The organism is Rhodococcus sp. JG-3 (assembly GCF_000482405.1).
GTDB classification, from domain to species: Bacteria; Actinomycetota; Actinomycetes; order Mycobacteriales; family Mycobacteriaceae; genus Rhodococcoides; species Rhodococcoides fascians.
This window is the reverse complement of record NZ_KI519398.1, coordinates 3,384,430-3,411,408: the sequence shown is the minus strand read 5'-3', so window position 1 is coordinate 3,411,408 and position 26,979 is coordinate 3,384,430. Positions and strand designations below refer to the sequence as shown.

1 protein-coding gene is annotated in these 26,979 nt (G+C 65.5%); it reads right to left on the bottom strand.

Features of this window, described 5'->3' with window-relative positions; translation table 11 throughout:
- Positions 1 to 84: 84 nt before the first annotated feature.
- Positions 85 to 26,838, bottom strand: a complete 26,754-nt coding sequence (locus K414_RS0117440; RefSeq protein WP_202595071.1) for a non-ribosomal peptide synthase/polyketide synthase — start codon at positions 26,836 to 26,838, stop codon at positions 85 to 87.
- Between the last annotated feature and the right edge of the window lie 141 nt (positions 26,839 to 26,979).

Sequence of the window (26,979 nt, the reverse complement as noted above, 5' to 3'; positions counted from 1 at the left end):
TAGTGATTCGCATTCGACCACTCGAGTATCGAAAGCCGATGGTATTCGAGCGAGTGCTCTTTCACGGAAGAACACTCGGAAACGTTATGGATATGTATTGCCCAGATGTGCGTCGACAACCGGACCGATCACCGAGACAGCATCGGGATTGGTCATTTCGTTATGGAAAACGTCGACGCCGTGGATGACGATATCTCCTGACACGTACGGTCGCCATTCCTGTGGTGACCGAACAATTCCGTCACTCGCGCCTTTCGTTGCAGAAAAGAACAAAACATTTCCGTCGAACACGTCCGGGATGAACTCGGCCATGATTCGCGTCGAGTTCTCGAATCCTGCATTGATTCTGCGCAAATGATCCGCCGTGACACCGGTGGTCTGCCCCAGGGATTCGTCGAGCAGTTCGACACCACGTTCGTAGGTCAACGGCTCGGACGACGCCTGAGCAGTCAGATCCAGCCCCAGACCCGCGAGCAGGTTCTCGACGCTCAGCTCACCGTCGGCCGTCTCGTCATGGCCGTCGACGTAGCTGTCCAGCAACGCGAGAGTCTGCACTTCGCTGCCGGTGCTGCGTAGTTCCACGGCGATCGCATGGGCGAGCGAACCACCGAGCGACCACCCGAGCAGGTGGTACGGACCGACCGGCTGGACAGCCCGAATCTCGTCGGCGTACCGGTGCGCGAGGTCTCGAATCGAGCCGAACGGCGTGCCTTCCACGATGCTGGGCAACTGCAGGCCGTACACGGGACGGTCGTCACCGATCTGGGACACCAGGCCCGCATATCCCCACGACAACCCGATTCCGGGATGGACGCAGAACAGCGGTTCCTTGGAACCTGTGCTGCGCAGTGGGATGACAACTCCGAACACCGAATCCAGTTGTGCACCGGACGAATCGACGTCCGACGCGACCCGAGCCGCGAGCCCTGCCGGGGTCGGATCGACGAACAACGCCTGCAGCGGGACGCGAACTCCGACCGCGTTCTCGATGGCCGGGCCGATCTTGGTTGCCACCAGCGACGTGCCTCCGAGCTCGAAGAAGTTGTCGTCCATACCGACTCGTTCGACACCCAACACCTCGGCGAACGCGTCGGCGATGGCTGCTTCGAGATCGGTACTCGGTGCCCGATACGGCGTCGTCGACACCGTCAGTTCCGGCACCGGGAGCGCGCGTCGATCCAGCTTGCCCACCGGAGTGAGTGGGATGTCGGCGAGTTCGATGATCGTCGACGGGACCATGTGGCGCGGAAGAACGGTCGCGACACTGTCGCGCAATGCCTCGACGTCCACCGATGCACCCTCTGCCGGCAGGACGTAGGACACGAGAACCGTGTCTCCCGACGCCGCATTGTGACCGATGGTCGCCGCGAAGCCGACCTCGTCGTGATCGGTGAGCGCGGAGTCGATCTCGCCGAGCTCGATACGGAATCCGCGGACCTTGACCTGGAAGTCGCTGCGTCCGACGAACTCGAGCACACCGGTACTCCCCCAGCGCACGACGTCACCGGTTCGGTACATCCGCTCACCGGCGGTACCGAACGGGTCTGCGACGAAGCGTTCGGACGTGAGCCCGAACCGTCGCAGGTAACCGCGTGCCGTACCGGGGCCTGCGATGTACAGCTCGCCCGACACCCCGGCCGGGACCGGCCGCAGACGTGCGTCGAGCACGAGGAACCGGAATCCGGTACCCGGCCGGCCGACGTCCACCGTGCCGCCTGGCATCAACGGACCGCCGACACTCGCTTGAATGGTCGTCTCGGTCGGACCGTAGCCGTTGAACATCTTGCGGCCCGGTGCCCACTTCGCCACCAGCTCCGGAGTGCAGGCCTCGCCGCCGACGGCGAGGACGCGGACCGTGCCCAAACGCGTCTCGTCGATCGAGGACAACGCCGCCGGAGTCAGGAACGCGTGTGTGACATGTTCCGATTCGAGCAGGTCGGCCAGTTCGCTGCCACCGAACGTTCCCGGCGGCACGATCACGACGGTGGCACCGACGCCGAACGCCATCGTGAGCTCGTACACGGAGGCGTCGAAACTAGGCGAGGCGATGTGCGACACCCGCGAATCTCGGGTGGGACGGAATCGATCGATCACCTCGGCCTGCAGGTTGGCCAGGCCCCGGTGCCGCACTGCGACGCCCTTCGGGCGACCGGTCGAACCCGAGGTGTAGATCAGGTACGCCGGGTGGTCGAGGTGCAGCGTCGCGGTGCGCTCGGCATCGGTGACTGCGGCCACGGGATAGCGAGAGAGCTCCGATGACGTCTCGGGATCGTCCAGGACGAGCCACGGCACGGTGTCGGGCAGTGACTGCCGACTGTCGACGTCGGTCAATCCCATTGCCGCACGCGAATCTTCGAGCATGTGCGCAATGCGGTCGGCCGGGTAGTTCGGGTCGACCGGCAGGAATGCCGCACCGGTCTTGGCGACCGCCCACACCGACAGAACCGACTCGATGGACCGAGGCAGTGCCAAGGCGACGAACGTTTCCGGTCCGACGCCGTAGTCGATGAGCATTCGCGCGATTCGGTTCGACCAACTGTCGAGGTCGGCGTAGGACAGGCTCACGCCCCGATACGTGACGGCGACCGCGTACGGGTCGAGCGCCACCGAGGCGGCGAGCATTTCCGGCCACGTTCGCAACGCGACGTCGGCGGACCCGCGAGCCGGTGCCAGAGCCTGCTTCTCGTCGGCACCGAGAATGTCGATATCCCCCACCGCGGTGAGTCGATCGGTACCGACGGCGTCGAGTACGCGAACCAGTCGCGCCGCGATCGCATCGACGGTGGACGCGTCGAACAGCGAGGTGGCGTAATCGAACGCTGCCTCGAATCCGGTCGGTCGCCCGTCGTCGTCGAAGGTCTCGGACACCAGGAGTTGCAGATCCTGCTTGGCCACGGGAACGTCGAAGTCGAAGCCCTCCACGCGCAGATCCGGTAGCTCGAGGGACGCCTTCTCGTTGTTCTGGAACGACAACGCCACCTGCGACAGCGGTGCATACGCCGTCGATCGCGTGGGATTGAGCACCTCGACGATGCGCTCGAACGGCATCTCGGTGTGATCGAAGGCGTCGAGGTCGTGTGCTTTCACCTGCGCGAGCAGATCCACGAACGAGGTGGAGTCGTCGATCCGGCTGCGCAACACCAAGGTGTTGACGAACATGCCGACGAGATCGTCCAGTGCCGCGTCGCCGCGCCCTGCCACCGGAGTGGTGATCGCGATGTCGTCGGTACCGCTCAGGCGCGCCAGCACCACCGCGAACGCGGCGTGCAACACCATGAACATACTGACGTTCTGCTCGCGGGTGATCTCGACGAGTGCCCGATGGATCTCGGCGTCGACGGTGAAGCGAACCCGGCCACCCCGGAAATCCTGCGTGGTGGGCCGCGGGCGATCGGTGGGCAACGGCAGCAGATCGGGTAGACCTGCGAGCGCCGTCGACCAGTACTCGAGCTGGGCCGCGGCCACGCTCGACTCGTCCTTCTCGTCGCCGAGCAACGAACGCTGCCACAGCGTGTAGTCGGCGTACTGCACCGGCAAGGGCTCCCAGCCCGGCGCTGCTCCCGTGGTGCGCGCCGAGTACGCGAGCACCACGTCTCGTGCCAGCGGTGCCATCGAGGCTCCGTCGGCCGCGATGTGATGCACCACCATCGCCAGCACGAAGACGGGCTCGGCATCGGTATTGGCACCCACGACGTGGAACAGCTCGACGTGCACCGGAATCTCGGTGGTCACGTCGAATCCACGTCCCGCCAGGTGCGCCACCCGGTCGGTCAGCACACCGGCATCGATCGATTCCGGCTCGACCACCGGAGCTACCTCGACGGCCGGATGTACGAGCTGGACCGGGAAGTCCGGTCCGTCCGGGAACGTCGTCCGCAGCGATTCGTGCCGCTCGAGGACGTCGACGACTGCCGCGGCGAGGGCCGCAGTATCGAGCTGCCCGGTCAACTTGACGACCAGTGGCACGTTGTACGCCGCCGAGGTGGTGTCGAACTGGTTGATGAACCACATGCGTTGCTGTGCGAGAGACAGCGGGATGTGATCAGGACGCTGTGTCGCAACGAGATTCGGACGCTGCGTCCGTGTGGACGTTGCGCCGACCGCGCTCGCCAATCCGGCGACAGTCGGCATCTCGAAGATCGTGCGCACGCCGATCGTAGTGCCGAGTTCGGCATTGACGCGAGCGATGACACGGGTGGCGCTGAGCGAGTCGCCACCGAGCTCGAAGAAGCTGTCGTCGGCACCGACCCGATCAACGTCGAGAATCTCGGCGAACACAGCGGCCACGGTGAGCTCGGCCGGCGTGCTCGGCTCGCGGTACGACGTCGCCGACCCGAACTCGGGCACCGGCAACGCGGACCGATCGAGTTTTCCGACCGGCGTGAGCGGAATGGCGTCGAGCACGACGATGGCTGCGGGAACCATGTGCGACGGCAGCATGCCGGCCAGGTGGTCACGCAGGACACCGGTATCGAACGCGTCCGCCGCGCCCTCGGTGGTTCGTACGTACGACACCAGAACGGTCGCTCCCGACGGACCCGGAGTGCCGAAGGTCGCGGCGAAGTCCACGGACGGATGCGATGCGAGCGCCGCGTCGATCTCGCCGAGTTCGATGCGGAAGCCGCGAACCTTGACCTGCGAATCACTTCGACCGACGTATTCGATCGTCAGATCCGGCGACCACCGCACCACGTCTCCGGTGCGGTACATCCGCGCGCCGGGTGCGCCGAACGGGTCGGCGACGAATCGCTCCGCCGTCAGGCCCAATCGATCGTGGTAACCGCGGGCGAGTCCGACACCCGCGAGATAGAGCTCACCTGCCACGCCGACAGGAACAGGCTGCAGCCGTGAATCGAGCACCACCTCGTACACGCCGCGAACAGGACCACCGATCGAGACGGTGTCACCTGCAGTCATCGGCGTGCTGATGTTGGACATGATCGTGGCCTCGGTCGGACCGTAACCGTTGTAGAGATTCCGGCCCGGTGCCCACTTCGCGACCAACTCGGCCGGTACGGCCTCGCCACCGACGACGACGTCGGCGAACGTGTCGAGCCCGCTCGGGTCGACCGACGCCAGAGCCGACGGGGTGATGAAGCCGTGGGTGACCGACTCCGCTGCCAACAGTGCCGCGAGTTCGTTGCCGCCGTACACGGTGGGCGGCACGATGATCATCGTCGCGCCGACGCCGAAGGCGAGTAGGTACTCGAGCACGGATGCATCGAAGCTCGGGGACGAGACGTGCAGTGTGCGTGAGTCTTTGGTGATTCGGTATCGCTCGCGCTGCTCGGTTGCGAAGTTGTCGAGACCGGAGTGCGTGACGACGACACCCTTGGGCACACCCGTCGAACCCGAGGTGTAGATGGTGTACGCCGCGCTGTCGAAGGCGATGCGTCCGTTCCGCTCGGTGGCGCCGATCGGCTCGTCGCTCACTGCGTTCGGGCCGTCCGTCGCCAGATCGTCGAGGACGATCCAGGGCACGGTCGACGGCAGGTCGTCGAGATGGGCGCGGGTGGTGACGCCGAACGTTGCTCCGGAGTCGGCCAACATGTGCTCGATGCGATCGGCCGGGTAGTTGGGATCCACCGGTACGAATGCCGCGCCGGATTTTGCGACGGCCCAGACCGTCAGCACCGATTCGATCGATCGTGCGATGCCGAGTGCCACGAAGGTCTCGGTGCGCACGCCGTGGCCCAGCAGAATTCGAGCGAGTCGGTTGGACCGACGGTCCAACTCCCGGTACGTCATTTCGCCGTCGGTGCTGCGCAGTGCGATGGCGTCCGGGTTCACCGCGGCAGCGTCGGAGAAGATCTCCGGCAGCAGCCGGGCCGAGCGTCCATCGGGTCCGAACACCGGTGCCAGCGAGGCGAACTCGGCGTCACCGAGGAGTCGCAGCCGTCCCAGTGGCTGCTGTTCGTCCTCGAGCACGGCGTCGAGGACACGCTCGACGCGATCGACGATGGCGTGCACGGAATCGACGTCGAACAGTTCCGGCAGGTACTTCGCCTTCAGGTTGAGGCGCTCGTCGACCGACGAAACCAGAGTCAGCGGGTAGTGCGCTGCGTCGGTTCCGAGAATGTCGGTGACCTGCATACCGGCGAAATCGGTTGCCGCAGAAGCGCCGGCCCGGTCGACGGGGTACGACTCGAACACCGTCAAGGTGTCGAAAGCCACGCCTGCACCCGCTGCGCGTTGGATATCGGTCAGGCCGAGGTAGTGGTGATCCAACAGCGATGCCTGCTCGGCCTGAACCCGATCGACCAGTGCACCCAGCGTTTCGCTCCGGTCGAGCGTGACCCGGACGGGCAGGGTGTTGATGAACAGCCCGATCATGCCCTCGATACCCGGAACCTCCGGCGGACGACCCGACACCGTCGCACCGAACACGACGTCCTCGCGTCCGGTGAGGGTGGCCAGCACGACGCCCCATGCGGTCTGGACGAGGGTGTTGAGGGTCGATCCACGGCGAGCAGCGAAGTCACGCAGTGCCGCGGTGGTCTCGACCGACAACGACCGCTCGGTCTCCTGCGACACGGAGGACAGTTGCCGGCCACGATCGTCGGTGACCAACAGCGTGGGTTCTTCCACGCCGGCCATGGCACTGACCCACTGCGCGGTGGAGATCGCCACGTCGCGTTGGCGCATCCAGGCCAGGTAGTCCCGGTAGGCAGGAATGCGCGGCAGCATCGAGTCGTCGGACTCGGTGACGTAGAGCGTGATGAGTTCCTTGACGACCAGCGGCGTCGACCATCCGTCCAACAGGATGTGGTGGTTGGTCAGCAGCAGACGCCAGTGATCGTCGGCCAGGGTGATGAGCGTGAACCGCAGCAGCGGTGCCCGGTCCATCTCGAAGCGCACCGCACGGTCGGCCTCGAGAACTGCCTCGAGGGCCACCTCGACATCGGGCTCCCCCCGAAGGTCGATCTCGGACCACGGAACAGTGACCGAACTCTGCACGATCTGCAGTGACTCGCCGTTGCTGTTGTGTACGAACGCTGCTCGCAGGTTGGGATGGCGAGAGACCAGTTTGTCGACGGCAGCATGCATCCGCGTCGCATCGACAGTCCCCCGGAGCTCGAGCCCCAGCTGAACCATGTACGCATCGACACCCGAACCGGCACTGCCGATCTCGCCGGCCAGGCGAGCGTGGAACAGCAAGCCGGCCTGCAGAGGCGACAACGACCACACGTCGTCGAGATTCGGGAACTGCTCTTCCAGAGCATCGATGGATGTCTGATCGATGTCGACCAGCTCGAGATCCGACGGCGTGAAGCCGCCCGCACCGTCGGCCGAGGCGTGCTCGGTGATCGAGGTGAGGGCCTGCGTCCACAGTTCGATCAACCTGCCGACCTCGTCGGTGTCGAGAACGCCCGCGGGGAAGGCGAACGTCGCGTCGAGCTGCGGGCCGTCGGGGGTCGAGGTGGTGACAGCGTTGATGTCCAGCGCCGCAGGCACCGGCATATCCGGATTCTGCGCGTCGCCGAGCTCTGCGTCGGCCACCGGGATCCAACCCACGTCGTCCATGCCTTCGGTGGATCCGGTGGAGAACCGGCCGAGGTAGTTGAAGCTGACCTGTGGTGCGGCGAAGCCGGACAGAGCCTCGGCTGCAGCGGAATCGAGGTACCGCAGCATGCCGTAGCCGATGCCGTGATCGGGGATCTCGAGCAGCTGTTCCTTGATGGTCTTGACCAGGGCACCGGCCGACGCGCCGCCTGCCAGAGCGTCGGCGACGTCGAGCGACCCGAGATCGAGACGCACGGGGAAGATGGTGGTGAACCAGCCGACGGTCCGACCGAGATCGGCACCGGGCACCACCGCGTCCTCGCGGCCGTGGCCCTCGAGAGTCACGAGAGCGTCCCGCACCGCATCGCCGCGTTCGCGACGCCACGCCGTCAGGGCCAGAGCCAAACCGGCCAGCAGGCCGTCGTTGACGCTGCCGCGGAACACGTCCGGGACAGTGGTCAACAGGCGCTCGGTGACCTCGACCGGCAGGGACGTGCGGACACGCTGCACGGTGGCGTCGACGTCGATTCTCTTGTCGAGCGGGCGAGAACCGATCGTCGGGTCGGCTCCGTCGAGGATCCGACGCCACAGTCCTAGCTCGTCGGTTCGGGCGGCCGTGACCTCGGTGAGTCCGGTGGACCACCGACGCATCGACGTACCGATCGGAGCCAGTTCAGGCTCCTGGCCGGAGACGATCCGACTCCATGCCGTGGCGAGGTCGGGAACCAGAATGCGCCAGGACACGCCGTCGATCACGAGGTGGTGGGCGACGACGAGCAGTCGACCCGAGCCATTGGGGCTCTGGAACCACACCATCTGCACCATGACGCCGTCGGCCGGAACCAGACGATCGGCAGCGGCGTCGAGCTCGGCCGCGGCGACGACGGAGAATTCGGGGCCGTCGACGGATTCGACCGAGACCGCGTGAAGGACGCTCGCAGCCGAGACTGTTCCGACCGGAGACACTTCCTCGTGCCACTCCCCGTCCGCGTCCTGGTAGAGGCGCGCACGCAGCATGTCGTGACGATCGAGCACCGCTGCCACCGTGCGTTCGAGCGTCTCGCGCTCGATGCCGACCGGAAGCTGAAGCAGCGCTGTTTGTGTGTAACGGCCGAATTCGGTGCTGCGGTCCAACATCCACCGCACGACCGGGGTGAGCGGCATCGGGCCGACTCCCCCACCGTCGAGTTCTTCGAGCACCACGGCGTCGCCGCCGAGAACAGCGACCTCGGCGAGAGCGGCCACGGTCTTGCGCTCGAAGATGTCGCGGGGAGCCAGCACCAGCCCGGCGGCCTTGGCGCGCGAGACCAACTGGATCGACATGATGCTGTCGCCGCCGAGTGCGAAGAACGAATCGTCGACGCCGACGGTATCGAGCCCGAGAACGTCCGCGAACAGACCGGCCAGGATCGACTCGACTTCGGTTGCGGGCAAACGACTTTCGGTGACGTTTGCCGAGAAGTCCGGTGCCGGGAGTGCACGGCGATCGAGTTTGCCGTTGGCGGTCAGCGGCAGCTCGTCCAGGACGATCAACGCTGCGGGCACCATGTACGAGGTCAACGAGTTGCCCACGAAGTCGAGAACGGCCGCATGGTCGAGCGCGCGACCGGCCTCGGCCACGACGTAGCCGATCAGGCGATCACCGAAACCGTCGTCGCGGACGGCGACCACGGAAGCCGCTACCCCATCGAATGCCAGTAGCGCGCTTTCGATTTCGCCCAGTTCGATACGGAAGCCGTGCAACTGGACCTGCATGTCGCTTCGACCCAGGTATTCGAGAGCCCCATCGCGATTCCACCTGGCGGTGTCACCGGTGCGGTACATACGCGCACCCGCATCGCCGGAGGGGTCGGCAACGAAACGCGTTGCGGACAGCCCTGCTCGGCCGAGGTAGCCGCGAGAGAGCTGTGCGCCGGAGACGTACATCTCCCCCACGACGCCGGGCGGAACAGGATTGAGACGGGTGTCGAGCACTGCGACACGCAGCGCCGGGATCGCCTGGCCGATGACGCTGGCCGAAGCGGACGCCGCGAACTGCTCGGTCAGAGCCAGATGGCTCACGTGGACCGTCGTCTCGGTGATGCCGTACATGTTGACCAGGGTGGGCGAGGTCTCCTCGTGCCGTGCGTACCAGCGACCGAGCTGCCCGAGATCGAGTGCTTCTCCACCGAAGATGACGTACCGCAGCGACAGTGCGTCCGATCCGTCGGCGGATCCACCGGCCGCGGTTGCCACACGATCGGCTTCGGCGAACTGGTAGAACGCCGTCGGCGTCTGGTTGAGAACCGTGACCTTCTCACGAATCAGCAACTCGCGAAACAGTTCCGGCGAGCGTGCGGTGTAGTAGTCGACGACCACGAGAGTGCCGCCGTGCAGCAGTGGTCCCCACAGTTCCCACACCGAGAAGTCGAACGCGTAGGAGTGGAACATGGTCCACACGTCGCGGTCGTCGAAGTGGAACAGATCCGTGGTGTTCGCGAACAGCGTCGCCACGTTACGGTGCGCGATCTGCACACCCTTGGGGCGTCCGGTACTACCCGAGGTGTAGATGACGTAGGCGATCGAATCGGCATCGGTGGTGCCGATGCGGTCGGCGTCGGTCAGCGGGGCTCCGGACACACTTGCCAGCTCGGCGACCGCTTCGGGTGCATCGAGCAGCAGCATCTCGACATCGGAAGCAGGCACCGATGCACTGTCGGCGACGGTGGAGATCACACAGACCGGTGACGCGTCGTCGAGCATGAAGGCGAGCCGGTCGGCCGGGTAGCCGACATCGATCGGGAGGTAGCCGCCGCCGGATTTGACGACCGCCAGCAGAGCAACGATCAGCTCCTCGGTGCGCGGCATCGCAACCGCCACCAGGGACTCCGCCGTCACGCCCCGCGACACGAGGACTCGTGCGAGTCGGTTCGAGCGGTCGTCCAGCTCGGCGTAGGTCAGCGAGCAATCGCCGAACACGACTGCCTGTGCTTCGGGGAACTGCGCAGCGGCAGCGGCGAAGCGGTCGGCCAGTGTCGCATCGGTCGCCGTGTGTCCGTCGTGGTTCCACTGCCGGGCCATGGCGTCGAGTTCACCCGGCAACAGGATGTCGATGTCGCCGACAGCACGATCGGGATCGGTGGTCACGCCGGCGAGGACGGCACCGAATCGAGTCGAGAACTCGTCCACGGAGATCTCGTCGAACAGGTCGACCGCATAGGTGATCGCAGCGGTCATACCTGCCGGAGCACCGGAGTCGTCGAACCGTTCCGCGACGGTCAGCTGGAGGTCGAACTTCGCGACGTGGGCGTCGATGTCGACTGCCTCGACGGTGAGTTCGGGTAGCTCCAGTGCCGCCGAGGTGTTGTTCTGGAATTCGAGCAGTACCTGGAACAACGGCGAGTGATCGGTGGAACGGGCCGGATCGAGGACGTCGACGAGACGCTCGAACGGCACGTCGGTGTTGTCGAACGCCGCCAGGTCCGCGGTACGGGTCCGGCGGAGCAGCTCGGTGAACGAGAGATCGGGCGCTACCTCGGTGCGCAGAACCAGAGTCCCGACGAACATGCCGACCAAATCGTCGAGCGCCGCGTCGCCACGCCCGGCGATGGGCGTGCCGACTGCGATGTCCACGGTCCCGCTGAGACGAGCCATGAGGATCGACCATGCTGCATGCATGGCCATGAAGACGGTCGCGTCGTTCGCGCGGGCGAGGTCCACCAGGCCGGCGTGGACGTCTGGCTCGATCTCGAACCGAACACTGTTGCCGCGCATCGACTGCCGTGCCGGGCGAGGATGGTCGAGCGGAAGCGGCAGCAGCTCGGGTAGATCCGCGAGAGTGGACTTCCAGAACTCCAGCTGCTGTGCTGCCACCGAGCTCGGGTCGGACTCGTCGCCGAGGACCGAGCGTTGCCACATCGCGAAATCGGCGTACTGAACGTCGAGCGGTGCCCACATCGGAGCTACTCCCGACACGCGAGATCCGTACGCCACCATGACGTCTCGGGCCAGCGGTGCCATGGACGCGCCGTCGGCGGCAATGTGATGCACGATGATCGACAGCACGAAATCCTCGGGTGCCGTCCGGTACAGAACGGCCCGGAAGGGCAGGTCCTTCGACACGTCGAATCCGCGGGCGGCAGCGGACGAGATCGCGGTGACGATCTCGTTGGCATCGACGTCGACGACGTGCAGATCGGTCGTCGCCGCGTCGGTGCCGAGAATGTGCTGCTCGGGGCGATCGCCGGGCGAGGGGAACACGGTGCGCAGCGACTCGTGCCGCGCCAGCACGTCACCGATCGCAGCGTTCATTGCCTCGATGTCGAGACGGCCTGTCAATCGAACCGCGAGCGGGATGTTGTAGGCGGCCGAGTCGACGTCGAACTGGTTGATGAACCACATTCTCTGCTGAGCCATCGACAATGGAATCGAGCTCGGGCGAGGCTTCGCAGTGAGCGCCGGACGGCGCGCGGCACCGGCCGGGTTGCTGTGCACTCGCACCGCCAACGACTCGACCGTGGGTGCCTCGAACAACGCACGAACGCTGACAGCGGTGTCGAGGGCTGCATTCACCCGAGCGGTGAGGCGGGTGGCGCTCAGCGAGTCTCCACCGAGATCGAAGAAGCTCGAGTCGATGCCGACGCTGCCCACGCCGAGAACCTCGCCGAAGATTTCGGCGATGATCCGCTCGGTCTCGTTGCGAGGAGCGCGCGAGTCGCTGCCGAGGTGCAGATCCGGGGCGGGCAGCGCCTGTCGATCGAGCTTGCCCGCGGGCGTGAGCGGGATCGACTCCAGGGCAACGAACGCCGTCGGAATCATGTGTGTCGGAAGCGAACTCGACGCCCGAGTGCGCAGCGTCGTCACATCGATTTCGTGGCCGGGCCGCGGAAGAACGTAGGCGACCAGGATCGTGTTTCCGGCAGGTCCGTCGACACCGATCGTCGTAGCGAATTCGACTGTCGGATCATCGGTCAGCACCGCGTCGATCTCGCCGAGCTCGATACGGAAACCGCGCACCTTGACCTGGAAGTCGCTGCGTCCGACGTACTCGAGGGTGCCCGACTCGGTCCACCGCACGACGTCGCCGGTTCGGTACATACGCTCGCCGGGCTCGCCGAACGGGTTCGCGACGAACCGCTCTGCCGTCAGACCGAATCGCGAATGGTAGCCACGCGCCAGGGCGGGGCCGGCGAGGTAGAGCTCTCCTGCGACACCGACCGGTACCGGATGCAGACGCGAATCCAGCACTACTTCGCCGAAACCGATTGTCGGCGAGCCGATATCGATGGGCGAGCCCACGTGCAGCTGGTCACTGACGGAGGAGAAGATGGTGGCCTCCGTGGGGCCGTACGCATTGAACATGCGCCGGCCCGGTGCCCACCGTGCGACGAGCTCGGGCGGACACACGTCGCCGCCGGTTGCAACGACGCTCAGTTCGGTCAGACCATCGGGGTCCACCGATGCGAGGGCCGCGGGAGTCACGAACGCATGCGTGACGTGCTGCTGCGCCAGGAGCTCGCCGAGCTCCACGCCGCCGTAGACGGAGGTGGGTGCGATCACCATCGTGGCGGCACCCGAGATCACCATGGCCAGCTCGAGAATGGATGCATCGAAGCTCGGTGACGCGAACGCGAGAACCCGAGCGTTCGGAGTCACCTCGAAACGAGACCGTTCTTCCTCGGCCAGGTTGGCCAGGCCGCGATGAGTGACGGTGACGCCCTTGGGAACTCCGGTGGAGCCGGAGGTGTAGATCAGGTACGCGACCTGATCGATGTGTACCGGTCGAGTGCGGTCGGAGTCGAGAACCGGTGCGGTCGAACGGTTCGCGAGATCGCGGCGAGTGTCGTCGTGGTCGAGGACGGACCACGCAGCCGAGCCCAGACCCTCGACGGCACCGACGTGCTCGGTCGACGTGACGCCGATGGACGCGCCGGAGTCGACCAGCATGTGCTCGACTCGATCACGGGGGTAACTCGGATCGATCGGCAGGAAGGCCGCACCGGTCTTGGCCACGGCCCAGATTGCGAGAACCGATTCGATGGAGCGCGGCAAAGCAAGTGCCACAACGGTTTCCGGACCTGCTCCGCGGGCGATCAACGCACGCGCGAGCGCGGACGACCGAGTGTCCAATTCGGTGTAGGTCAGTGTCCGACCTGCGCTCCACACTGACGTACCACCGGGGTTGCGGGCAGCAGCATCGGTGAGGATGTCCGGCAGGAGTCGTTCGGTCGTGGAAGCGGGACCACGTACCGGGGCCAGCCTGTTCGATTCCTCCGAGGACAGCAGCGACAGCGATGCGACCCGTTGGTCGGTGTCGGTCGCGATCGCCTCGAGAACACGCACGATTCGATCGACGGTGGCGACGACGACACTGTGCTCGAACAGCTCGGGCAGGTACTTGGCTTCGATGTGCAATCGGTCGTCGACCATCGCGACCAGGGTCAGCGGATACTGTGCGGTGTCGCTGCCGTCGTTTACGTCGTGCACCCGCATGCCGGCGAGATCGGTCTCGGCCGACAGACCCGCACGGTCCATCGGATACGACTCGAACACGGTGAGCGTGTCGAACGCGACCGCGGGACCGACGGCACGCTGGATATCGGTCAGGCCCAGGTAGTGGTGATCGAGCAGCGAAGCCTGTTCGGCCTGCACCCGATCGAGGTACTGGCCGAGTGTCTCGGCTGGATCCAGCACGATGCGCACCGGCAGCGTGTTGATGAACAGACCGACCATGGACTCGATATCCGAGACCTCCGGCGGACGTCCCGAGACGGTGGCACCGAACACGACGTCCGTGCGACCGGTCAACGTGCCCAGCACCATCGCCCACGAAGCCTGCACCATCGAGTTCATCGTGATGCCGCGTGCCCGGGCGAGACTGCGCAGGCGTTCGGTCTGCTCGGTGTCCAGGGAAACCAACGCGCGGCCGGCCAATGTCGACTCCTGGCGACGGCTCTCGACCGGCGTCAGCAGGGTGGGTTCGGCGAGACCCGCGAGGGCTTCCGTCCATGCCGCACGAGCTGCCGAGTGATCACGCCGCGACAACCACGACAGGTAGTCGCGGTACGCAGGTACGCGCGGAAGAACGGCGTCGTCGCCGTCCACGACGTAGAGCGTGAGCAGGTCCTTGAGGAGCAGCGGCGTCGACCATCCGTCGAGCAGGATGTGGTGGTTGGTCATCACCAGACGCCACTCGCCCGGGGCCAGCGTCACGAGCATGAAGCGCAACAACGGCGCCTGTGCCATGTTGAATCGCGTTGCGCGGTCGTCGTGTTCGATTCGCTCGAGCTCGGCTGCGCGATCGTCGACGCTCAGCGACGACAGATCGACCGAGGTCCACGGCACATCGACGTCGTGATGCACGATCTGGATGGATTCGCCGTCGTTGTTGTGCACGAACGCCGTGCGCAGGTTCGCGTGGCGCCGCAGTAGAGCCTGGGCAGCGCGGCGGAAGCGAGCCTCGTCGACGTCCCCGCGGAGGTCCAGCACCAGCTGGACGATGTAGGCATCGACGGACTGATCCGACAGTTCGGCATGGAAGAGCAAACCGGCCTGCAGAGGCGTCATCGACCAGATATCGTCGAGAGTCGGGTACACCCGCTCGAGATCGTCGATGGACTTCTGGTCGAGGCTCACCAGATCGAGATCGGACGGGGTGAACCCGCCGGTCCCCGGCCGCTGAGCGAGCTGCGTCAGCGCGGTGAGAGCCTGCTTCCACAACTGGGCGAGTTCGGTGACCTCGTCGGCATCGAGCACGCCCGTCGGGAATGCGAAGGTCGCCTCCAACCGAGGTCCGGTCGGTGTCGCCGTGGTGACCGCGTTGATGTCGAGCGCAGCGGCGACCGGCAGGTCCTCGTCCTGAGAATCGCCGACGCCGGAGTCGTCGACCGGCAGCCACCCGTGTCCGCGGAGCTCGTCCGGAACGTCGGTGCTGTATCGACCGAGGTAGTTGAAACTGACCTGGGGCGCCGGGAAGTCACGCAGTGTCGCACCGGCCTCCTCGTCCAGGTAGCGGAGCATGCCGTACCCGATGCCGTGATCGGCAACGGCGAGCAGCTGCTCCTTGACGGACTTGACCAGCGCTGCTGCCGCGTCCCCTCCGGCGAGAGCGTCGTCGAGGTCGATCCCGTCGAGGGTCAGTCGAAGTGGGTAGATGGTGGTGAACCAACCGATGGTGCGGCTGAGATCGGCTCCCGGAACCACATGGTCCTCACGGCCGTGGCCCTCGAGAGAGATCAGTGCGTCGGACACGACGACACCGCGGTTTCGTCGCCACACGGCGGTCGCCAGAGCCAGACCGGCCAGCAGACCGTCGTTGACGCTGCCGTGGAACGCCTCGGGCAGAGCCGTCAACAGGCCCTCGGTGACATCGGTCGACAGAGTGACCTCGACCTTGTCCACCGTTCGATAGACGTCGATCTCGCGGTCGAGTGCGCGTGAACCGATGAGCGGATCGGGATCGGCGAGCGCGTCGCGCCATACTGCGAGCTCGTCCGAACGCGTTGCGGTGACCTCCCGCAGGCCGTGCGCCCAACGACGCATCGAGGTACCGACCGGGGCCAGTTCCGGTGTGCTGCCGCCGATGATCTGAGCCCACGCCGACGCGAGGTCGGGCACGAGAATTCGCCACGAGACGCCGTCGATCACGAGGTGGTGCGCGACGACGAGCAGTCGGCTGCCTTCGGAGCCGGCGTCGAACCAGACCATCTGAATCATGACACCGGCATCGGGTGCCAGACGATCCACTGCTGCAGCGGCTTCCGACCTGGCCTGATCCGAGAACTCCGGTCCCCGAACACTGTTCGACTCCACCCGGCGGACGACGGACTGCGCCGTGACGGAACCGATCGGGAGCACCTCCATCGACGGCTCTCCGGTACGGTGCAGAACTGCACGGAGCATGTCGTGGTGATCGAGGACGGTCTGAACGGTTGCTTCGAGAACGTCGAGCTCGATATCGGACGGCAGTGTCAGCACGGCAGTCTGTGTGTGCTTGTCGAGTACCGACGTGCGGTCGAGCATCCAGTGCACGATCGGGGTGAGCGGGACGTCTCCGACGCCGCCGCCGGGCAGCTCGTCCAGCACGAGCGGAACGGTCCCGTCGCCGGCCGCGACGACCTCGGCCAGTGCGGCAACGGTCTTGTGCTCGAACACATCTCGCGGCGACAGAGCCAGCCCTGCCGCTTTCGCGCGGGAGACGAGCTGAATCGACATGATGCTGTCTCCGCCGAGCGCGAAGAAGGAGTCGTCGACTCCGACGCGATCGAGGCGGAGCACCTCGGCGAACAAACCGGCGAGCGTCTTCTCGACGGCATTGTCGGCGTCGCGTCCCGAGGTGACCTGAGCGGACCAGTCGGGTTCGGGGAGGGCTTTGCGGTCGAGTTTGCCGGCCGGAGTCAACGGGATCGACTCCAACATCACGAACGCCGAGGGCACCATGTGCGCAGGCAGCACCGACGCCGCATGATCACGCAGCACACCGGCATCGAACGACGCACCGGCCACCGGCAACACATACGACACCAACACCGTCGACCCCGCCGCGGACTCACGCCCGACAGTGACCACGAAATCGACACCCGACACAGCCGCCAACACCGAATCGATCTCACCCAACTCGATGCGGAAACCACGCACCTTCACCTGAAAATCGCTGCGCCCCACATACTCCAACGCACCCGAGGCATTCCACCGCACCACATCACCGGTGCGATACATCCGCGAACCCGCACCACCGAACGGATTGGCCACGAACCGCTCCGCCGACAACCCCGACCGCGCGTGATACCCACGAGCCAACGCCGGACCCGCCAGATACAACTCACCCACCACACCCACGGGCACCGGATTCAACCGCGCATCCAACACCACCTCCGCGAAACCGATCGTCGGCGAACCGATATCGACCGACTCCCCCACCACCAACGCCGACGAAATCGACGAGAAAATCGTCGCCTCCGTCGGACCGTACGCATTGAACATCCGCCGACCCGGCGCCCACCGCGCCACCAACTCCGGAGCACACACATCACCACCGGTGACCACGACCTCCACCGAATCCAACCCCACCGGATCCACCGACGCCAACGCCGCCGGAGTCACGAACGCATGCGTGACCCGCTCCTCGGCGAGCAACGACGCCAACTCCACCCCACCGAACACCATCGCCGGCGCAATCACCATCGTCGCCCCACCCGAGAACGCCAACACGAACTCGAGAATCGACGCATCGAAACTCGGCGACGCGAACGCCAACACCCGAGACGACGGCCCCACACCGAACCGAACCCGCTCCTCGGCAGCCAAGTTCCCCACACCACGATGAGTGACCACCACACCCTTGGGCACACCAGTGGACCCCGAGGTATAGATCAGATACGCCGCATCATCGAGACGCAACACACCCGAACGCTCGGCATCCAACACCGGAGCAGGCGAAGCGAACGCCAGATCCGCCACCACATCGGCATCGTCGAGCACCACCCACGACACCCCACCCACACCCGCAACCGCATCCAGATGCGCACCCAACGTCACACCCACCACAGCACCGGAATCGACCAACATGTGCTCGATCCGATCCACCGGATAATTCGGATCCACCGGCAAGAACGCACCACCGGCCTTCGCCACCGCCCACACCGCCACCACAGACTCCACCGACCGCGACAACGCCAACGCCACGAACGACCCCGGACCCACACCACACGACATCAACACCCGCGCCACACGCGACGATGCCGCATCCAACTCCCCATACGAGAGCACCCGCGAACCCGACACCACCGCAACACCACCGACACCAGCAACACCGACCGCACCAGCCAACAACTCCGGCAACACCACACCCGCAACAGAACGCGGACCACGAACCGGAGCCAACGCGGAGTACTCGTCGGTCGAGAGGATGTCGATGTCGCCGACGCGAACGGACGGCGTGGCCGTCACAGCGTCGAGGATCCGCACCAGACGATCGGACATGACACGCACGGTGTCGGCATCGAACAGTTCTGTGGCGTAACGGAAGCTGGCTTCGATGCCGACCGGGTTCCCGGAAGCGTCGAACTCCTCGGAGACCGTGAGCTGCAGGTCGAAGTTGGAGATGTCGTTGGGCAGTTCGATGCCCTCGATCGACAGCCCGGGCAAGGTCACCGTCGGGCGATCGGTGTGCTGGAACTCGAGCATCACCTGGAACAACGGGGCGTGAGCGGTGGACCTGGCGGGGTCGACGGCGTCGACGACCCGCTCGAACGGCACGTCCGCGTGGGTGAAGGCCGCCAGGTCGACGGTGCGCACATCCGCCAACAGATCCTCGAACGGAGTCGACCCGGGCACCTGCGTGCGGAGGACGAGCGTGTTGACGAACATGCCGACGAGCTCGTCGAGTGCGGCATCGCCTCGACCGGAGATCGGTGTGCCGACCGAAATGTCCTCGGTACCGGACAGCCGTGCCAGCAGCACGGCCAGAGCGGCGTGCACGATCATGAACGAGCTCGAATTGTGCTGCGCGGCAACGGCCACGAGCCGAGCATGTACTGCGGGATCGATCGCGAACGAGACGGTGTCGCCGCGCAAGGACGCCACTGCCGGACGCGGGCGATCGGTCGGCAACGGCAGCACTTCCGGGCTGCCCGCCAACGCGTCGACCCAGTACGTCACCTGCTTCGCCATCAGGGAGTCGGGATCGGATTCCTCGCCGAGGAAACGGCGCTGCCACAGCGCGTAGTCGGCGTACTGCACCGGCAACGGTTCCTGGCTCGGCGCATGACCTGCAGCTCGGGCGCTGTACGCCACCATCAGGTCGCGGGCGAGCGGCGCGCTGGAGAAGCCGTCGGACGAGATGTGATGGACCACCATGACGAGTACGTGTTCGTTCTCGTCCTGACGGATCAGGCGGACGCGCAACGGAACATCGGCCACGACGTCGAATCCGGCACCGGCGACGGCGCCGATGAGCTCGGCGACCTGCCGGTCGTCCTCTGCGGGAACCGGAGTCAGGTCCGGAACGGCCGATGCCACGTCGAGGACGGACTGCACGGGGCCGTCGTCGGTGAGCGGGAACATCGTTCGAAGAGACTCGTGGCGTGTGAGCACGTCCGCTATGGCCGAGCGCATCGCGTCGACGTCGAGGAGGCCGCTCAGGCGCATCGCGAACGCGACGTTGTAGGCAGCCGACTCGGTGTCGTACTGATTGATGAACCACATCCGCTGCTGTGCCAGCGACAGCGGCACCACCGCGGGTCGTTCCTGAGGCACCAACCGAGGCGTCGGTGCGGAGTCCTGTGCGCTGACGTCGATGCCCGCGGACAGCGATCGAACAGTCGGTGAATCGAACAGATCTCGGATGCCGATGTCGGTTCCGAGGGCGGCATTGACGCGTGCGACGAGGCGCATCGCGATCAGCGAGTTGCCGCCGATCTCGAAGAAGCTCGAGGTCGCGCTGACCTGTGCAACGCCGAGCAGATCCGCGAAGACGCCCGCGACGATCTCTTCGACCGGATTCTCCGGTCCGACGAATTCGGACGCAGCAACGGTGAACTCGGGGGCCGGCAGTGCCTTTCGGTCGAGCTTGCCGCTGGCATTGAGAGGAAGTGAGTCGAGTACGACCACATGCGAGGGCACCATGTACCCCGGCAGCCGACGTCCGGCTTCGGCGATTACCTCGGCCGAGTCGACCGCGTGACCGGATGCGGAGACCACGTAGGCCACCAACGTCTCGCCGGTGTTCGGATCCTTGTGCACCAGAGCGATTGCCTGGGCGACGGACTCCGAGCGCAGCAGCACCGCTTCGATCTCGGGAAGCTCGATACGCAGACCACGCAGCTTCACCTGGAAGTCGGTACGGCCGATGTACTCGAGTTCGCCGTCGGCGCGCCAACGAACCAGGTCGCCGGTGCGGTAGAGACGTTCACCCGGCTCGCCGAACGGATCGGCGACGAAGCGATCGGCGGTGAGATCGCCGCGGCCGACGTAGCCGCGAGCGAGCTGAACTCCGGCCAGGTACAGCTCGCCGGGAGCACCGATCGGGGCCGGTCGAAGCGACGCGTCGAGCACGTACAGACGGGTGTTCCAGACCGGCGAACCGATGGGAATGGACACGCCGTCGTGGCCGGTGACGTGGTAGTAGCTGACGTCGACGGCGGCCTCGGTAGGACCGTAGAGGTTGTGCAGCTCGGCCTGGGAGAACTGCGCGAACTGCGCGGCGGTGGCGGGCGGAAGTGCTTCGCCACTGCAGAAGACGAGCCGTAGTGACACACAGTCCGCAGCCCGAGCTCCGGCTGCGAACACCGCGAGCATCGACGGCACGAAGTGCGCGGTGGTGATGTGTTCGGCCGCGATGATCTTCGACAGGTACACCGGGTCGCGATGGCCGTCGGGCTCCGCCACGACGAGCTTGGCACCGACCTGTAGGGGCCAGAAGAACTCCCACACCGATACGTCGAACGTGGCCGGGGTCTTCTGCAACACCGTGTCGGCGGGCGCGAGGTGGTACTCGTCCTGCATCCACAGCAGTCGGTTCACGATGGCCGAGTGCGTGACGGCGACGCCCTTGGGTCGGCCGGTGGAGCCGGAGGTGTAGATCACGTAGGCGGTGTTGGCTCCGTGCAGGCTTCCGAGGCGGTCCTGGTCGGTGATCGAGGAGCGGTCGCGATCGGAGACGTCGAGAAGATCCACCGCGAGAACGGGAGTGGCGACCGCGATGTCGATCCAATCGCGGCTCGTGGTGAGAATGCACACCGGCTGAGCGCTCGACAGCACGTAGGACGATCGCTCGACCGGGTGATCGGGGTCGATCGGTACATAGGCACCGCCGGCCTTGACGATCGCGTACATGCCCACTAGCAGATCGATCGAACGTCGGATCGCGAGCCCGACGTGGGACTCGGGCCCCACGCCCAGTGAAATGAGATGCCGTGCAAGCTGATTGGCGCGCTCGTCCAGCTCCAGGTAGGTGATGTGCTCGTCCTCGAAGACGAGGGCGGTCGAGTACGGACTGCGCAGCACCTGACGGTCGAACAGACTGCTCAGAGTCATGTCGACGGCCCCGGTGTGGAGCTGCCGGTGGACCGGATCCTCGATGAGACGTGCAGTGTCGTTCCACTCGAACAGTACGAGTTCTCGTTCGGCCGGGGACAGAATGTCGATGTCGCCGGTACGAATGTCCGTCGAGCTGCCGATGGTCGCGACGATCCTCAGGAACCGGTCGACGAAACGGTCGATGGTCTCGGGATCGAACAGATCCGTTGCGTACGTGAACGACGCCGACAGGGCGCCGGACTCGTCGACCGGTTCCTGGTCGACGCGAAGCTGCAGATCGAATTTCGCAGTGTCGGTACCGATCTCCTCGAATTCGACGACGAGTTCGGGCAGCTCGAGCACGGCGGTGGCGTTGTTCTGGAATTCGAGGAGCACCTGGAACAGGGGTGAATGATCGGTCGACCTGGCGGGATCGAGTACGTCCACGAGCCGCTCGAACGGAATGTCGGTGTTGTCGAACGCCGCGAGGTCGGAGCTACGAGCGCCGGCGAGCAGTTCGGCGAAGCTGGCCTGTGGCTCGACCTGCGTGCGGAGAACGAGGGTTCCGACGAACATTCCGACGAGATCATCGAGTGCTGCGTCCCCTCGGCCGGCGATCGGGGTGCCGATGGCGATGTCCTGGGTACCGCTCAGGCGCGCGAGGAGCACGGCCAGAGCGGAGTGCACCACCATGAACAGAGTCGACTCGTGTTCGGCAGCAACCGAAGACAGGCGAGCTGCGACATCGGCCGGAATGGTGAACGGTGTGACGCTGCCGCGCATCGACTGACGGGTGGGGCGTGGTCGGTCGAGCGGCATCGGTAGTACGTCGGGAAGGTCGGTCAGCGCGGACTTCCAGAATTCGATCTGGCGTGCTGCCACGGACGTGGGGTCGTTCTCGTCGCCGAGCACGTCGTGCTGCCACAGCGCGAAGTCTGCATACTGCACCGTCAGTGGCGTCCACGCCGGCTGCGAACCCGCGGATCGAGCACTGTAGGCGACCATGACGTCGCGGGCGAGCGGTGCCATCGAGGCGCCGTCGGCAGCGATGTGATGGACCACGATCGAGAGCACGAAGCTCTCCGGGCCGGTGCGGTACAGAACCGCCCGGAAAGGCAGATCGACGGTGACGTCGAATCCCGTTGTGGCGGAGCTACGTACGAGCGCGTCGACGGCATCGGCAGCCACGTCGACGACGCGGAGCGGAAGGTTCGGTCCGGTGACGTTCTCGGGCGGAAGTATCACCTGATTCGGCAGGTCGCCCACTGTGGGGAACACCGTGCGCAGCGACTCGTGTCGAGTCAGCACGTCGCCGACGGCAGCGGACATCGCTTCGACGTCCAGCCGGCCCGACAGGCGAACGAGGAGAGGAATGTTGTACGCAGGCGAGGATGCATCGAACTGATTGATGAACCACATGCGTTGTTGCGCCAGCGACAGCGGAACGGACTCCGGCCGATCGGCGGGAACCAGTGCCGGGCGACGGTGCAGCGATGCGCCCGTCGACTCCGCACGGTCGGCGAGGGTGCGGACCGTCGATGCCTCGAACAGATCGAGAACCCGCAGATCCGTACCCAGAGCTGCGTTGACGCGGGCGATCAAACGTGTTGCGACAAGGGAGTTTCCGCCGAGATCGAAGAAGCTGTCGGTGACGCCGACACGATCGAGTTCCAGTACGTCGCAGAACACGGCAGCCACAGCCGCCTCGTACTCGGTTTCCGGCGACTCCGTGGTGCTCTGGGAACCGAGCTCGGGTTCGGGGAGGGCTTTGCGGTCGAGTTTGCCGGCCGGAGTCAACGGGATCGACTCCAACATCACGAACGCCGAGGGCACCATGTGCGCAGGCAGCACCGACGCCGCATGATCACGCAGCACACCGGCATCGAACGACGCACCGGCCACCGGCAACACATACGACACCAACACCGTCGACCCCGCCGCGGACTCACGCCCGACAGTGACCACGAAATCGACACCCGACACAGCCGCCAACACCGAATCGATCTCACCCAACTCGATGCGGAAACCACGCACCTTCACCTGAAAATCGCTGCGCCCCACATACTCCAACGCACCCGAGGCATTCCACCGCACCACATCACCGGTGCGATACATCCGCGAACCCGCACCACCGAACGGATTGGCCACGAACCGCTCCGCCGACAACCCCGACCGCGCGTGATACCCACGAGCCAACGCCGGACCCGCCAGATACAACTCACCCACCACACCCACGGGCACCGGATTCAACCGCGCATCCAACACCACCTCCGCGAAACCGATCGTCGGCGAACCGATATCGACCGACTCCCCCACCACCAACGCCGACGAAATCGACGAGAAAATCGTCGCCTCCGTCGGACCGTACGCATTGAACATCCGCCGACCCGGCGCCCACCGCGCCACCAACTCCGGAGCACACACATCACCACCGGTGACCACGACCTCCACCGAATCCAACCCCACCGGATCCACCGACGCCAACGCCGCCGGAGTCACGAACGCATGCGTGACCCGCTCCTCGGCGAGCAACGACGCCAACTCCACCCCACCGAACACCATCGCCGGCGCAATCACCATCGTCGCCCCACCCGAGAACGCCAACACGAACTCGAGAATCGACGCATCGAAACTCGGCGACGCGAACGCCAACACCCGAGACGACGGCCCCACACCGAACCGAACCCGCTCCTCGGCAGCCAAGTTCCCCACACCACGATGAGTGACCACCACACCCTTGGGCACACCAGTGGACCCCGAGGTATAGATCAGATACGCCGCATCATCGAGACGCAACACACCCGAACGCTCGGCATCCAACACCGGAGCAGGCGAAGCGAACGCCAGATCCGCCACCACATCGGCATCGTCGAGCACCACCCACGACACCCCACCCACACCCGCAACCGCATCCAGATGCGCACCCAACGTCACACCCACCACAGCACCGGAATCGACCAACATGTGCTCGATCCGATCCACCGGATAATTCGGATCCACCGGCAAGAACGCACCACCGGCCTTCGCCACCGCCCACACCGCCACCACAGACTCCACCGACCGCGACAACGCCAACGCCACGAACGACCCCGGACCCACACCACACGACATCAACACCCGCGCCACACGCGACGATGCCGCATCCAACTCCCCATACGAGAGCACCCGCGAACCCGACACCACCGCAACACCACCGACACCAGCAACACCGACCGCACCAGCCAACAACTCCGGCAACACCACACCCGCAACAGAACGCGGACCACGAACCGGAGCGAGACGCGCACGTTCGGCGGCGGAGAGCAACTCCACGTCACCGACGGCACGCTGTGGGTCACTCGTCAGTGCGTCGACGATGCGCACCAGACGACGACCGATCTGAGCAACACTGCCGGCATCGAACAGTTCTGTGGCGTAATCGATGACGACATGCGGAGATTCGGACTCGTGAACCGTGACGACGAGATCGAAATCTATTCCGTCGCGCGGAAGCGGAGACTCTCCGAAGCGGAGCGCGACCTGGGCGAGGGGGTTGTGCGAGCCGGTTTCGGCCGAGCCGAGTGCTCGGGCTATCTCGGCGAAGGTGGCATCGGCGTGGGCCGACGCATCGACGAACTCTGCCGCGGTGGTGCCGACGAAGTCCGAGAACGACTGACGGCCGTCGGGGCGGGTGCGCAGAACAACCGTCTCGCCGCGGCCGGAGGGCACTGCGATCGAGACGTCGTCCGTGGATGCGAGACGCGAAAGAAGAACGGCCACAGCGGATTCGAGCACGACGAACGGGGTGGTCGAGCTGTCGTCGGCGAGTCGGCTCACGGCATCCCACGCTGCGGACCCCAGGGCGACCTCGTGCGACGCGCGAACATGCCCGATGCGCGAAGGCCGGGGGCGGTCGGTCGGCAGCGCGAGCAGGTCCGGTGCATCGGCCAGTCGATCGACCCAGTGGGCTACGTGCGCCGCAGCGCGACGGCGGCGGCGACCTTCGAGGGCGCTGTCCGGATGAACTTGCAGGACGGGTACGTCCGGCCCGGAGGCGATGAATTCGGTGACCATGTCGACGAAACTGGAGTGATGCGTCGTCAGGTCGTTGTCGTCGTAGCGGTTGGGGTTTGCCCGGAAATCGACGAACGTTCTTGCAGGAGTACCACTCTGGTAAACGTTGACGAGGAGGTCCTCGACCGGGCCGGACGTGACGATGTTGAATTCGCCGACGATCGAGCCGAGCTGAATCTGCTGATGGAACAGCATCATGTTGACCATCGGGCCGGCGAGTTGTTTGTCGCTTCCCGTGGCTGCCAACTCGCGCCGGATGTCTTCGATGCTGAACCTCTGGTGCCGCAACGCGCCCATCAGCTCGAGCTGTACCTGCTGTACGAGTTCACCGACGGTGGCCTTCTCGGAGACGCGCATCGGAATGGGTGCGACGTTGACCAACATTCCGCCGGATCGACGGAGGAGGGCCGTGGTGCGCGCGGACACGGGGATATTGACCAGGACGTCTTCTCGCCCGGTCATGCGCGAGAGGTAACAGCCGAATGCAGCGATGAACACCGCGGCGGCCGTCCCGCCCTTCGTCGAGTCCGACGCTTCGAGTTCGGTGACGACGTCATCGGGCAGTGCGACACTGCGCAGCTTGCTGGCCGCGATGGTACGACCGGGTGTGTTGGACAGCGTGGCACCGTCGTGGATGCCCGCGGCCCTCGATGTCCAGTACTCCTTGTCCGTCTCGAAACGAGTGGACGTCCGGTACTCCTGATCGAGGTCGTACAGTCGCCGAAGTTCGGCTGCCTTGTTCGGCTCGGGTTCGACATTCTCGACCGCTGCGGTATAGAGCGCAGCGGTGCGCTGGACCAGTGTCATGGCACCGTAGCCGTCCAGGGCGACGTGGTGGATCTTGCTGTACCAGAGGTTGCGTTCGTCCTCGACCTGAAGGATCCAGCTGTCGACGAGCGGATCGTTCTCCATGTCGACCGGCTTGACGTAGTTCTCGTCTATCCACGCCAGCGCGGACGCCATCGGATCGTCTTCGCCGCGAAGATCCAGGTAATGCACCGATTGATCTATCCCGTGGTCGACCGTCTGAACCGGCTCCCCGTCGACCTGGGCCAGGCGCAGGTAGGCCGACTGGAACTCGTGCCCGGCGCGGGCCGACGCCTCCTGGAGAACCGCTATGTCGAGTGGTCCGCGCAGATCGACGTATTGGGCGATACAGACAGCGACGTCAGGCGCGAGTTGTTGCGCAAACCACATTCCGCGCTGCGCCGAGGACAGCGGGAAGGAATTGTCGAACCCTGTTCCGGTCGGCGGGACCTGAGAGCCACCGGTGGTCACTGCGCGCATTCACTTGCCTTTCGGCGGGACGGAGGCACCGGCAAAAGCCGACGTCGAACCCGTGGAATCGGAGCCTTCGGCCTGGTGAGAGATCTCCGGCCGCGGCGGCGTCTGCGCGCGATTGAGCAATTCTGGCGTCCGTTCTGGTCT

Excerpts from the sequence above, each read along its gene's own strand:
- K414_RS0117440 (WP_202595071.1), bottom strand. The coding sequence starts at position 26,838 with ATGCGCGCAGTGACCACCGGTGGCTCTCAGGTCCCGCCGACCGGAACA.